Raw genomic sequence first — 12,628 nt, forward strand, 5'->3', positions numbered from 1 at the left:
ACCGTCATAACACAATAAAATGAATACAGATCCAATCGCAGATTATCTTACAAGAGTAAGGAATGCTATTAAAGCCAACCACCGGGTTGTTGAAATTCCTGCATCAAATCTGAAGAAGGAAATCACTAAGGTGCTTTTCGACAAAGGTTACATTGCAAATTATAAGTTTGAGGATAATGGTCCTCAGGGCACTATCAAAGTTGCTTTGAAATACCACCCGATAACTAAAATTTCTGCTATCCGCAGCATTTCGCGCATCAGCAAACCAGGTTTGAGGAAATACGCAGGTATGGAAAACATGCCACGTGTACTAAATGGTTTAGGTATCGCCATCCTGTCAACTTCTAAAGGCGTTATGTCTGATAAAGAAGCACGTCAGCAAAATGTTGGTGGTGAGGTTTTATGCTACGTTTATTAACAGAAGAAATTTAAAGCAATGTCAAGAGTAGGAAAAGCACCGATAGCACTGCCACAAGGAGTAACCGTTACGGTATCAGCAGAGAATGTTGTTACTGTTAAAGGTCCTAAAGGCCAGTTGCAGCAAGCGGTTGATAGCGATATCACCATTGCACAGGAAGACGGTCAATTATTGGTTCAACGTCCGTCTGAACAAAAGCGTCACAAAGCATTACACGGTTTATACCGCGCGCTTTTAAATAACATGGTAATTGGTGTAACCGAAGGTTACAAAGTAACCCAGGAATTAGTGGGTGTAGGTTACCGTGCCACCAATACCGGTAATACATTAGATTTAGTGTTGGGTTTCTCTCACCACTATGTATTTGAATTACCGCAAGAAATTAAAGTTACAACCACTGCTGATAAGGGTAAAAACCCAACCATCATCCTTGAATCAATTGACAAACAGTTAATTGGCCAGGTAGCAGCTAAAATCCGTTCATTACGCGCACCAGAGCCTTACAAAGGTAAAGGTATCAAGTTCCAGGGCGAGATTTTGAGAAGAAAAGCAGGTAAATCAGCATCTAAAAAATAATCGTCATGGGAGCTAAACTATCAAGAAGAGACAGGATTAAAAAAGGCATCAGGAAACGCCTTTCAGGGTCAACAGAACGTCCCCGCCTGTCAGTATTTAGAAGTAATAAAGGTATTTATGCGCAGATCATTGACGATGTAACCGGTAAAACTTTAGTTTCAGCATCATCTTTATCAAAAGATTTTGCCGCTGAAGGTACAAAATCAGATCAATCAGTAGCTGTAGGCAAACTGGTAGCTTCAAAAGCTATCGCTGCAGGTATTAAAGATGTGGTTTTCGACAGGAACGGTTACCTGTACCATGGCCGTGTTAAGTCATTGGCCGAAGGTGCACGTGAAGGTGGTTTAAACTTTTAATCGAAAAGAGAAATGTCAACAATCAACATAAAAAGAGTAAAAACAAGCGAGATCGAATTAAAAGACCGCTTGGTAAGCATACAGCGTGTTGCCAAAGTAACCAAAGGCGGCCGTACTTTCAGCTTCTCTGCTATCGTGGTAGTAGGTGATGAAAACGGTGTTGTAGGTTACGGTTTAGGTAAAGCTAAAGAGGTAACTGAAGCTATTGCTAAAGGCATTGATGATGCTAAAAAGAACCTGGTAAAAGTTCCAATCATTAACGGAACTGTACCTCATGAGCAAATTGGTAAATTTAGCGGTGGTTTTGTTTTCATTAAACCAGCTGCTAACGGTACCGGTGTAATTGCTGGTGGTGCTATGCGTGCCGTATTAGAATCGGCAGGTGTACACAACGTATTGGCAAAATCAAAAGGTTCATCAAACCCGCACAACGTGGTAAAAGCAACCGTATCGGCATTAGCCCAGTTACGTGATGCAAATACAGTAGCACAACAGCGCGGAATTAGTTTAGGTAAAGTATTTAACGGATAATCAGTCATGGCTAAGATCAAAATAACACAGATTAAGAGCGTGATCGACAGAACGGAACGCCAGAAAAAAACAATCGAGGCTTTAGGCTTGCGTAAAATTAACCACAGTGTGGAAGTTGAGGCTACACCTGCTATAGTTGGGATGGTTAGGAAAGTGAACCACCTGGTAGCGGTTGAAAATATTTAATATCATGAATTTAAGTAATTTAAAACCTGCAGAAGGTTCAACCAAAAATAGAAAAAGAATTGGCCGTGGTACAGGTTCTGGCCGTGGCGGTACGTCAACCCGTGGCCACAAAGGCGCCGGTTCACGTTCAGGTACCAGCACCAAGGTAGGCTTTGAAGGCGGTCAGATGCCTTTACAGCGCCGTGTGCCTAAAGTGGGCTTTAAAAACCCTAACCGTGTTGAGTACACAGGTGTAAACCTTGACGTACTTCAGGAATTAGTAACAAAATTTTCGCTTACTGCTGTTGATTTTGATACTTTGAAAGAGCACGGTTTGGTATCACGTAACGACCTGGTTAAGATCCTGGGCCGTGGTGAGCTTACTGCCAAATTAGAAGTTAAAGCACATGCATTTACTGCTACAGCTCAAAAAGCTATTGAAGCTGCAGGTGGTACCATAGTTAAGTTATAATTTCGATGAAGAAATTTTTCACCACATTATCCAATATCTGGAAAATCGAAGATCTGAGAGTGCGTATTACTAACACACTCTTATTTCTTTTAATATATCGTGTAGGCTCATTCGTGGTTTTACCAGGCGTTAACGCCGCGGTAGCATCAACTCAAAAGGCAGAAGGATTAGTAGGATTGCTGAATATGTTTGCAGGAGGATCGTTTTCACGTTCCTCTATTTTCGCGTTAGGTGTTATGCCTTACATTTCGGCTTCAATTGTGGTGCAACTGCTGGGTATTGCCGTTCCGTATTTTACCAAATTGCAAAAAGAAGGTGAAAGCGGTCGCAACAAGCTTAATCAATGGACCCGCTACCTAACAATAGGTATTACCTTTTTACAGGCTATAGGTTACCTTAAATCGCAGGTTGCTGCCGATGCAAGGACTATCGCCGATCCTTTTACCTTTATCTTCATTAACACGTTTGTGTTAACGGCAGGTACATTATTTGTAATGTGGTTAGGCGAAAAGATCACCGATAAAGGTATCGGTAACGGTATCTCACTTATTATCATGGTGGGTATCATTGCTCAGTTACCAATGGCGTTTACTACCGAGTTCGTTTCGCGTAATGGCGGTGCCGGTGGGTTAATTGCTTTCATTGTGGAGATCGTAGGTCTTATTGGTGTAGTAATGTTTACTATACTGATAGTACAGGGAACACGTAAAATTTCGGTACAATACGCTAAACGTATTGTGGGTAACAAACAATATGGCGGTGTACGCCAGTATATACCTTTAAAGGTTAATGCTGCAGGTGTAATGCCAATCATATTTGCTCAGGCATTGATGTTTATCCCACAAACTGTATCGCAGTTTTTCCCTAACGTATCATCAAACGGTATATTGATAGCTTTAGCTAACTATAACTCATGGGAGCATAACCTGTTGTTTGGGATCCTGATCATCCTGTTCACATACTTCTACACCGCCATTACGGTTAATCCTAACCAAATGGCCGATGATATGAAGAAGAACGGTGGCTTTATCCCGGGCATCAAACCAGGCCGCACTACTGCTGAGTTTATTGATGGCGTAATTTCAAAGATCACTTTACCAGGATCAGTATTCCTGGCTATTATAGCAATCATCCCGGCATTGGCCAGTTTGGTTGGTGTATCTCCAATATTCGCAAGGTTCTTCGGCGGTACTTCGCTGATCATCCTGGTAGGTGTTGTTTTGGATACATTACAGCAGATAGAAAGTCACCTGTTGATGCGCCATTATGATGGTTTAATGAAAACCGGACGGATTAAGGGACGTACAGCCATGCCTGCCGCTGCCGGTACCAGTCCGACAGCGATTTAATTAGCAATGTCAAAAATCAATTATAAGTCTGTCGAAGAGATAGAACTCATAAGAGAAAGTTCTTTACTTGTTTCAAAAACACTCGGAGAAATAGCTAAGGTTATTGCTCCGGGTGTTAAAACAATTGAACTGGATAAGCTTGCCGAAACCTTTATACGGGATAACGGCGGTGTTCCTGCCTTTTTAAACTATCACGGATTTCCTTATTCACTGTGTATCTCCCTGAATGACCAGGTTGTACACGGCTTCCCCGGATCGCATGTTTTAACTGAGGGCGACCTGGTATCAGTTGATTGCGGCGTTGTTTTAAATAAATACTACGGCGACTCGGCTTATACCTTTGCCATTGGTGAGGTTAACGACCAGGTTAAAAAGCTGATGCGTGTTACGCAGGAATGCTTAAAGCTGGGTGTTGAAAAAGCGGTTGTAGGGATGCGTATAGGTGATATAGGATACGCGGTACAGGAGCATGCCGAAAAGAACGGCTTTGGTGTAGTAAAGGAACTTGTTGGCCATGGTGTGGGATTAAAACTGCACGAAAAACCCGAAGTACCTAACTATGGCAAACGCGGTGCCGGTATCAAATTGGAAGAAGGCATGGTGATAGCCATTGAGCCCATGATCAATGCCGGCCGTGCCGGTGTTAAGTTTTGGGATGATGGCTGGACAGTTTCAACATCTGACAAGAAACCTTCGGCACATTACGAGCATACAGTAGCGGTACGAAAAGGTACTCCAGACATTTTATCGACGTTTGATTACGTAGAAAATGTTTTAAAAGAAAAAAATAATAATTAAATAATTTTTTATTAATTTTGCATCCCGGTTTTAGGGCGGATAATTAAGTAATAATCAACAAAATATGGCTAAACAATCTTCGATTGAGCAAGACGGTACAATTAGAGAGGCATTGTCAAATGCAATGTTCAGAGTTGAACTTGAAAATGGTCATGAGATTATAGCGCACATATCGGGCAAAATGCGTATGCACTACATCAAAATTCTTCCTGGCGACAGGGTGAAACTGGAAATGAGTCCATATGATTTAACAAAGGGTAGAATAACCTATAGATATAAATAAAAAGATGAAAGTTAGAGCATCCATCAAAAAGCGCAGCGCTGATTGCAAGATCATCCGCCGTAACGGGAAACTTTACGTTATTAACAAAAAGAACCCGAAGTTTAAACAACGCCAGGGCTAAGAAAAAATTACTGAATTGGAGAATGATTGAATTACTGATGATAGCGATTCGATAGTTCAATAATTCGATAACTCAATAAATTACAAGAAATATGGCAAGGATATCAGGTATTGATTTACCAAAGAATAAAAGAGGAGAAATCGGACTTACTTACATTTTCGGTATTGGCCGCTCAACAGCTCAAAGAATTTTGACTGAGGCTGGTATTGATTTTAATATCAAAGTACAAGACTGGACCGATGAGCAGTTATCTTCTATACGCGGAATTATTAACGACCAAATTAAGGTTGAAGGTGCATTACGTTCAGAAGTGCAGCTTAACATTAAACGTTTGATGGATATTGGTTGTTACCGTGGTACACGTCACCGTAAAGGTTTACCATTACGTGGCCAGCGTACTAAAAACAACTCACGTACCCGTAAAGGTAAACGTAAAACAGTTGCTAACAAGAAAAAAGCTACTAAGTAGTAAGTGATTGGTGAGCAGAAAGCGGTGAGTAGTTGTCGCTTTTAAGATCATCAGGAATACCTCATTTTGACAGTATAATTAATGGGTCCGGATTATTCGTTAATTCAGTAATTCATTAATTCAAAAATTTAAAAAATGGCTAAAGCTAAAAAAGTAACCAAAAAACGCATTGTGATTGTTGAGCCTGTTGGCGAAGCGCATATCAATGCTACTTTCAACAACATCATCATCACCCTTACCAACAAAACAGGCCAGGCAGTTTCATGGTCATCAGCTGGTAAAATGGGTTTCAAAGGTTCAAAAAAGAATACCCCTTACGCTGCCTCACAAGCTGCTGCCGATTGCGGTAAAGTTGCTTATGATTTAGGTTTACGTAAAGTTGAAGTATTTGTAAAAGGCCCTGGTGCCGGTCGTGAGTCGGCTATCCGTACATTGCAAACTGCAGGTATCGAAGTAACTACGATTAAAGATATTACACCGCTTCCACACAACGGTTGCCGTCCTTCAAAAAGAAGAAGAGTTTAATTAACATATTTTTTAAAGCTAAGATTCGGCAGCTGCAGGCTGCATGATACTTTAAGAACACACAAAAATGGCCAGATATACAGGACCAAAATCCAAAATTGCCCGTCGTTTCCGTGAGCCGATCTTCGGTCCGGATAAAGCGTTAGATCGTAAAAACTATCCACCGGGCCAGCATGGCGCTTCAAAACGCCGTGGAAAGCAATCAGAGTATTCAACTCAGTTGCAAGAGAAACAAAAAGTTAAATATACCTATGGTGTATTGGAACGTCAGTTCGAAAACTTATTTCACCGCGCTTCTGCTAAAGAAGGTATCACAGGCGAAAACCTGTTGAAATTCTTAGAAGCACGTTTAGACAACGCTGTTTTCCGTTTGGGCATTGCTCCTACACGTTCAGCAGCACGTCAATTGGTTAACCACAAGCACATCACTGTTAACGGTGCTGTTGTAAACATCGCTTCCTATGCATTGAAAGCAGGCGACGTGGTTGCAGTACGTGAAAAATCTAAATCATTAGAAGCTATCACTACTTCAGTAGCCGGAAGAAGAATCAACAAATACAGCTGGTTAGAGTGGGATGCGAACAACCTTACAGGTAAATTCCTTAACTATCCTAACCGCGATGAGATCCCTGAAAATATCAAGGAAAACCTGATCGTCGAGTTGTACTCTAAATAAGATATGAGATATCAGATGTGAGATTTGAGAGTTTTTTCAAATCTCATTTCTGGTTTTCGTATATATGCAAATCACAAACAAAAGATTTGAATAAGCGTTTGAACAGCAGAGGAAATCTCACATCTCAAATCCCATATCTCAAATCAATTATCAAGTAAACAATAAATAAAGGATATAAATGGCAATTTTAGCATTTCAAAAACCAGACAAGGTTATCATGCAAAAAGCAAATGATTTTGATGGTACGTTTGAATTTCGTCCCTTAGAACCAGGCTTTGGTGTAACCATTGGTAATGCTCTGCGTCGTATCTTACTTTCATCACTTGAGGGTTATGCAATTACTTCTGTACGTTTTTCGGGAGTAACTCATGAATTTTCAACCATCAAAGGTGTTGTTGAAGACGTAACCGAGATCATCCTGAACCTTAAACAAGTTCGTTTTAAGAAAACAGGTGAATCTGGCGACAGCGAGAAAATATTTGTTATTGTAAATGGCCAGGATGCATTTAGAGCAGGAGATATAACCAAATTCTCTAACAACTTTACTGTATTAAATCCTGATTTGGTACTTTGCAACATGGACCCCGCTGTAACGCTTGAAGTTGAGCTTACTGTAGGCAAAGGCCGTGGTTACGTACCAAGCGAGGAAAATAAAAATCCTGACGCTAATGTTGGTGTTATAGCTATAGATTCGATCTATACGCCAATCAAAAACGTAAAATATACCATCGAAAACTATCGTGTTGAGCAAAAAACCGACTACGAAAAATTAGTATTGGATATTGCTACCGATGGTTCAATCCATCCTGAAGATGCTTTGAAAGAAGCAGCTAAGATCCTGATCCAGCACTTCATGCTGTTCAGTGATGAAAACATGATGCTTGAAGCACAGGCTAAAGAAGAAACCAAAGAAGTTGATGAAGAGATCCTGCACATGCGCAAGATCCTTAAAACCGAACTGGTTGATCTTGACCTTTCTGTACGTGCCCTTAACTGCCTTAAAGCTGCTGATATCCGCAGCCTGGCTGATCTGGTATCGTACGATGTTGCTGACATGTTAAAATTCAGGAACTTTGGTAAAAAATCATTAACTGAGATCCAGGACCTGGTTAAATCAAAAGGTTTATCTTTTGGCATGAACCTGTCTAAATTTAAGTTAGACGAAGAATAATAGAGGAGCAAGACTGTGAGAAGCAAGAGGCAAGATAGATTTTAGATCTTGCATCTTGATTTCTTGACTCTTGATTCTTGTTGCAAACATTAAGCGAAAGCATAATTCCGAGGGCTTGAGCCTATCGCCCAACGGTATGCACGTGAAATATATAAAACAATGAGACACGGAAACAAAAACAATCACTTAGGCCGTACTACCAGCCACCGCAAAGCGATGCTGGCTAACATGGCATCTTCGCTTATTTTACACAAGCGTATCACTACAACATTAGCAAAAGCAAAAGTTTTACGCGGTTATGTTGAGCCACTTTTAACAAAATCAAAAAACGATACTACGCACTCACGTCGTACAGTATTCAGCTACCTGCAGGATAAAGACGCAACATCAATCGTTTTCCGCGAAATCGCTGAAAAAATTGCTAACCGCCCTGGTGGTTATACCCGTATCATCAAGTTAGAAAACCGTTTAGGCGATAACGCCGAAATGGCAATCATCGAGCTTGTTGATTACAATACTGTTTACGGTGCTGACGCTGCTGCTCCTGCTAAGAAATCAACCCGTCGTCGTGGTGGTTCTGGTGCAAAAGCTAAAACTGCTGCTCCTGTAGCTGCAGAAGAAGCTGTAGTAGTTGAAGACGTTAAAGAAGAGCCGGCTGCTGAAGCACCTGCACCTTCTGAAAACGAAGAAAACGCTGAAAAAGGCGAATAATTAATTATTCGGTTTAACGGATACTAAAAACGGCCCACTCATTTGAGTGGGCCGTTTTTTATGTAATTGACTGCCGGTTTTAGGTAAAATCATGGCGATTCCTGATCTGTTTACTCGCGGTTTAGGCTATAAGTCAATAAGCATTCAACATCATTCATCAAAGTGAAACCACACTTTTCCAATATCCTTCGCGACGGCAGGTTACCTGCATAGGTATGCACTATGATAGCGTTCACAAATTCATGCGTAAACGCCCATTGCGAGAGCAACTGTAAAGCTTCTGTAGCATAACCTTTGTTATGTTGGTTAGCGTCGATCATATAACCAATCTCCGCTTCGCCGGCATCATTAGGATAACCGGCAAAGCCCATGCCGCCGATGACGGTATGGGTGCTTTTAAGAACGATCTCCCAGCCAGTATACCATAGGTATTTATCCGGGAAGGCGAGCGTATTAGGCAGCCAGAAATTATCGAAGGCATCATCAATTTCTTTGAGATATAAAGGGTCGATCAGCATAGCTGAAGGAGTTAAGCCTAATGATAGCTCCAGCAGCTTACGGTTTTGTTTAAGCAATAATAATTGCGCGTGTGTTAACGGTATCATTTGTAACCGTTGTGATTGTATAGAAAACATTTTGTGTTTGGAATTAAATAACAATAAGAAACCAGTTCGCTTTTTTAAAGTGAAGGTACAGCCGGTGTGCTATGGCTGTTTGTTAAGCAATTCCAGGCAATGTAATAAGCCTGTTGGGGGTGTTAAGTAACAGAGGCGATTTGTTTGATTAGGATAAATATAAAGGATTTTAGTTGAAAATCCATGGCATTTTATAAAACCGAGAGTGCGTTAGGGATAGGAGCGGCTACCGGCCTGTGGCTAATGCCCTGTGTAGTATGAGCGCATAGCCCGGCCGCAGGCAACGCCCGTATCAGTTGGCAGTTTTGAGTATACACTTTGCAGTTGATGATCACACATTATAGCAACGTAATTAAATGATTAGGCGTAATGCCCTTTTAAGGAATAAATAATAATACTATTGTCTATCACTTCGTAGATGATGCGGTGCTGGTTATCAATTCGCCTTGACCATTTACCCTAATATTCATGTTTTAATGGCTCCGGTTTGCCAATACCAATAAATGGTGATTCTTTTATAGTAATGAGTAGACGTTCAATTTTCTTTACTATAGAACTCTGGCCACTTTTTAAGAAAAATCTAATATCTTCTTTAGCAGTGTCGGTTATTACAAGTTCCATATATCGGCAGGTGTTATTTGTGTAGTTCTACCGGCCTTTAAATCATCTTCACTTTGCTTCATTTTCTTTACAAAATCCTTATTATAGGCTTTTTCTCCTTTTTCGGTTTTGTAATCAACTTTAAGAGCTTTCATAATTGCTTTTAATGCAGCTAACTGCTCTTTATCCTTCGGCAGTACAATCAATGTCTCCATATACAAATTTACACTTTATTAAATACAAATTTTGAAAGTGATTGTTGAATAAAAAGTTAATTGATAAAATAAAACTTTGCTATGTAAACGCTTCCGTCACTCATCAATATAAAACTTAATATCACCAAACCGGCTGCGGCCTTCCCGTACAAACTGTCCCTCGATATTATACAACACATCGCCAAAAAGGGTACGGCCTTTCCTGATCAGGTTATCGTCAAGGTTACAAACCACATCGCCAAACATTCCCTGACCCTTTTTTACTATTTTGCCATCTATGGTATATAAAATATCGCCAAACCTGCCCTGGCCTTTTCGCACATAGCTGCCATCGATGGTGTATAATATTGTTCCAAATTTATTATTGCCCTCCCTGATGTACTTCATGATTGATACCTGTGATTCGAAGTTTCAAGTTAGTCGATATCCTGCCAATTAACAAACCAAATAATAACCTTTTGCCTTTAACCTTTCGCCTTTTACCTCAAACAGTCCTGCCAACCTGTCATCACAAAGTAAGTTATCCTGTCGCCTTGTTCACGAACTGACAATTACAGGCAATTTTTACTGCCATTGGCATATTGGCACAGGCATTGATAAACAGCAGTGGTAAGTAAACAATAATCAAAAAGAAAAAACAATCATATATGTCTAAAATAATTGGAATCGACTTAGGAACAACAAACTCCTGCGTTGCTGTAATGGAAGGTAACGAGCCTGTTGTTATAGCTAACAGCGAGGGTAAACGTACTACGCCGTCTGTAGTAGCTTTTATTGATAATGGTGAACGTAAAGTTGGTGATCCTGCAAAACGTCAGGCTATTACTAACCCTACAAAAACCATTTCTTCAATCAAACGCTTTATGGGTAACCAGTTTAGTGAAGTTACAAGTGAAGCAGCACGTGTACCTTATAAAGTAGTTAAAGGCGACAACAACACCCCACGTGTTGAAATTGGCGACCGTAAATATACCCCGCAAGAAATTTCTGCAATGATCCTTCAGAAAATGAAGAAAACTGCCGAAGATTTCTTAGGTACTGAAGTAACCGAAGCGGTTATTACCGTTCCTGCCTACTTTAACGATGCTCAGCGCCAGGCAACTAAAGAAGCCGGTGAAATTGCCGGTTTAAAAGTACGCCGTATCATTAACGAACCTACTGCTGCTGCATTAGCTTACGGTTTTGATAAAGCTCATAAAGATATGAAGATTGTTGTGTTTGACTGCGGTGGCGGTACTCATGACGTATCTGTATTGGAATTGGGTGATGGTGTATTTGAAGTAAAAGCTACCGATGGTGATACTCACTTAGGTGGTGACGACTTTGACCAGGTAATTATTGACTGGTTAGCCGACGAGTTTAAAAGCGACGAAGGCATTGACCTGCGTAAAGACCCAATGGCTTTACAACGTTTAAAAGAATCGGCTGAGAAAGCTAAAATCGAGTTATCAAGCTCTGCTCAAACTGAAGTTAACCTGCCATACATTACTGCAGTTGACGGTATGCCTAAGCACTTAGTTAAAACATTAACCCGTGCTAAATTTGAGCAATTAGCTGATAGCCTGATCAAACGTACTATTGAGCCTTGTAAATCGGCTTTGAAAAATGCCGGTTTAAGCACTTCTGATATCGACGAAGTGATTTTGGTAGGTGGTTCAACCCGTATCCCTGCTATCCAGGAAGCTGTACAAAAATTCTTTGGTAAAGCTCCATCAAAAGGTGTTAACCCTGATGAAGTTGTTGCCATCGGTGCCGCTATCCAGGGTGGTGTATTAACCGGTGAGGTTAAGGATGTGTTATTGCTTGACGTCACCCCGCTTTCATTAGGTATCGAAACCATGGGTGGTGTAATGACTAAATTAATTGAGTCGAACACTACTATCCCTACTAAAAAATCTGAAACGTTCTCAACCGCCAGCGACAGCCAGCCCTCAGTTGAGATCCACATATTACAAGGTGAGCGCCCAATGGCTGCGGGTAACCGTACTATAGGCCGTTTCCACCTGGATGGTATTCCGCCAGCACCTCGCGGTGTACCACAAATTGAGGTTACTTTCGATATTGATGCTAACGGTATCCTGCACGTATCTGCAAAAGATAAAGCTACAGGTAAAGAGCAAAAGATCCGTATCGAAGCTTCTTCAGGCTTAACTGATGCCGAGATCAAAAAGATGAAGGACGAAGCTGAAGCTAATGCTGATGCTGACAAAAAGGCAAAAGAGGAAGTTGAAAAACTGAACGCTGCCGATGCCCTGATCTTCTCGACTGAAAAACAACTGAAAGAGTACGGCGATAAGATCCCTGCTGATAAAAAAGCACCTATCGAAGCTGGTTTAGCTAAATTGAAAGAAGCTTACTCAGCTAAAAACTTTGACGCTATCGAAGCTGCACAAACCGAGCTTAACACTGCCTGGACTGCTGCATCTGAAGATATGTACAAAGCTTCTGCCGAAGGTGCTCAAGGTCAGCCAGCTGGCGATGCCGGAGCTCCGCAAGACAACTCTGACACCGTTACAGATGTTGATTTTGAAGAAGTGAAATAATTAATTTTGTTTCG

Annotated in this window: 19 protein-coding genes and 1 pseudogene; 16 read left to right on the forward strand and 4 right to left on the reverse strand. The window is 40.9% G+C overall.

The window, feature by feature from the left end; all coding sequences use genetic code 11:
- Positions 1 to 19 precede the first annotated feature (19 nt).
- The 15 genes from rpsH (at position 20) to rplQ (ending at position 8,621) form a co-directional block, all read left to right on the forward strand.
- Complete coding sequence (gene rpsH / locus ACP26M_RS26760; protein WP_090529247.1) at positions 20 to 418, forward strand: 30S ribosomal protein S8; 399 nt, start codon at positions 20 to 22, stop codon at positions 416 to 418.
- Between the two features lie 18 nt (positions 419 to 436).
- A complete protein-coding gene (rplF, locus tag ACP26M_RS26765; protein WP_426584817.1) occupies positions 437 to 994 on the forward strand; it encodes a 50S ribosomal protein L6 in 558 nt (185 codons plus the stop codon).
- A 5-nt stretch (positions 995 to 999) separates the two neighbouring features.
- Complete coding sequence (gene rplR, locus ACP26M_RS26770; RefSeq protein WP_090529241.1) at positions 1,000 to 1,350, forward strand: 50S ribosomal protein L18; 351 nt, start codon at positions 1,000 to 1,002, stop codon at positions 1,348 to 1,350.
- Positions 1,351 to 1,362: 12 nt separating this feature from the next.
- Positions 1,363 to 1,881: a 30S ribosomal protein S5 gene (rpsE, locus tag ACP26M_RS26775; protein ID WP_090529238.1), complete on the forward strand. Its 519-nt coding sequence runs from the start codon at positions 1,363 to 1,365 to the stop codon at positions 1,879 to 1,881.
- Positions 1,882 to 1,887: 6 nt separating this feature from the next.
- Complete coding sequence (rpmD, locus tag ACP26M_RS26780; protein WP_022833274.1) at positions 1,888 to 2,067, forward strand: 50S ribosomal protein L30; 180 nt, start codon at positions 1,888 to 1,890, stop codon at positions 2,065 to 2,067.
- A gap of 4 nt (positions 2,068 to 2,071) precedes the next feature.
- Positions 2,072 to 2,518 (forward strand): 50S ribosomal protein L15, encoded by a 447-nt coding sequence (rplO, locus tag ACP26M_RS26785; RefSeq protein ID WP_090529235.1) that lies wholly within the window; start codon positions 2,072 to 2,074, stop codon positions 2,516 to 2,518.
- 5 nt (positions 2,519 to 2,523) lie between these two features.
- Positions 2,524 to 3,867 (forward strand): preprotein translocase subunit SecY, encoded by a 1,344-nt coding sequence (gene secY / locus ACP26M_RS26790; protein ID WP_426584821.1) that lies wholly within the window; start codon positions 2,524 to 2,526, stop codon positions 3,865 to 3,867.
- 6 nt (positions 3,868 to 3,873) lie between these two features.
- Positions 3,874 to 4,665: a type I methionyl aminopeptidase gene (gene map / locus ACP26M_RS26795; protein ID WP_112653531.1), complete on the forward strand. Its 792-nt coding sequence runs from the start codon at positions 3,874 to 3,876 to the stop codon at positions 4,663 to 4,665.
- 64 nt (positions 4,666 to 4,729) lie between these two features.
- On the forward strand, positions 4,730 to 4,948 hold the full coding sequence (gene infA, locus ACP26M_RS26800) for a translation initiation factor IF-1 (protein WP_022833270.1): 219 nt from the start codon (positions 4,730 to 4,732) through the stop codon (positions 4,946 to 4,948).
- Positions 4,949 to 4,952: 4 nt separating this feature from the next.
- Complete coding sequence (ykgO, locus tag ACP26M_RS26805; RefSeq protein ID WP_022833269.1) at positions 4,953 to 5,069, forward strand: type B 50S ribosomal protein L36; 117 nt, start codon at positions 4,953 to 4,955, stop codon at positions 5,067 to 5,069.
- Positions 5,070 to 5,160: 91 nt separating this feature from the next.
- Positions 5,161 to 5,538, forward strand: coding sequence for a 30S ribosomal protein S13 (gene rpsM, locus ACP26M_RS26810; RefSeq protein WP_090529226.1), 378 nt, complete (start codon positions 5,161 to 5,163; stop codon positions 5,536 to 5,538).
- Positions 5,539 to 5,673: 135 nt separating this feature from the next.
- Positions 5,674 to 6,063: a 30S ribosomal protein S11 gene (gene rpsK / locus ACP26M_RS26815; protein ID WP_090529224.1), complete on the forward strand. Its 390-nt coding sequence runs from the start codon at positions 5,674 to 5,676 to the stop codon at positions 6,061 to 6,063.
- A gap of 67 nt (positions 6,064 to 6,130) precedes the next feature.
- Positions 6,131 to 6,739 carry a 30S ribosomal protein S4 gene (gene rpsD, locus ACP26M_RS26820; RefSeq protein WP_091215997.1) on the forward strand — a complete coding sequence of 203 codons (609 nt, stop codon included), beginning with the start codon at positions 6,131 to 6,133 and terminating at the stop codon, positions 6,737 to 6,739.
- 178 nt (positions 6,740 to 6,917) lie between these two features.
- Positions 6,918 to 7,910, forward strand: a complete 993-nt coding sequence (locus tag ACP26M_RS26825; protein ID WP_321557256.1) for a DNA-directed RNA polymerase subunit alpha — start codon at positions 6,918 to 6,920, stop codon at positions 7,908 to 7,910.
- A gap of 159 nt (positions 7,911 to 8,069) precedes the next feature.
- Positions 8,070 to 8,621: a 50S ribosomal protein L17 gene (gene rplQ, locus ACP26M_RS26830; RefSeq protein WP_176627929.1), complete on the forward strand. Its 552-nt coding sequence runs from the start codon at positions 8,070 to 8,072 to the stop codon at positions 8,619 to 8,621.
- 110 nt (positions 8,622 to 8,731) lie between these two features.
- Here rplQ and ACP26M_RS26835 read toward each other — a convergent pair whose 3' ends face one another.
- The 4 genes and pseudogenes from ACP26M_RS26835 to ACP26M_RS26850 all read right to left on the reverse strand — a co-directional run bounded on the left by ACP26M_RS26835 (position 8,732) and on the right by ACP26M_RS26850 (position 10,458).
- Positions 8,732 to 9,226, reverse strand: coding sequence for a GNAT family N-acetyltransferase (locus ACP26M_RS26835; RefSeq protein ID WP_426584828.1), 495 nt, complete (start codon positions 9,224 to 9,226; stop codon positions 8,732 to 8,734).
- Between the two features lie 390 nt (positions 9,227 to 9,616).
- Positions 9,617 to 9,877 (reverse strand): annotated as a pseudogene (locus ACP26M_RS26840) (Txe/YoeB family addiction module toxin).
- Positions 9,865 to 10,071, reverse strand: a complete 207-nt coding sequence (locus tag ACP26M_RS26845; RefSeq protein ID WP_426584830.1) for a DUF2683 family protein — start codon at positions 10,069 to 10,071, stop codon at positions 9,865 to 9,867. The pseudogene ACP26M_RS26840 and the gene ACP26M_RS26845 overlap by 13 nt, the downstream one beginning before the upstream one ends.
- Before the next feature lie 96 nt (positions 10,072 to 10,167).
- Positions 10,168 to 10,458, reverse strand: a complete 291-nt coding sequence (locus tag ACP26M_RS26850; protein WP_426584832.1) for a hypothetical protein — start codon at positions 10,456 to 10,458, stop codon at positions 10,168 to 10,170.
- Positions 10,459 to 10,718: 260 nt separating this feature from the next.
- Here ACP26M_RS26850 and dnaK point away from each other — a divergent pair, with 260 nt between their 5' ends.
- Positions 10,719 to 12,614 carry a molecular chaperone DnaK gene (gene dnaK, locus ACP26M_RS26855; protein WP_426584834.1) on the forward strand — a complete coding sequence of 632 codons (1,896 nt, stop codon included), beginning with the start codon at positions 10,719 to 10,721 and terminating at the stop codon, positions 12,612 to 12,614.
- Positions 12,615 to 12,628: the final 14 nt, after the last annotated feature.

The organism is Mucilaginibacter sp. R-33 (assembly GCF_049949235.1).
Taxonomy (GTDB): domain Bacteria; phylum Bacteroidota; class Bacteroidia; order Sphingobacteriales; family Sphingobacteriaceae; genus Mucilaginibacter.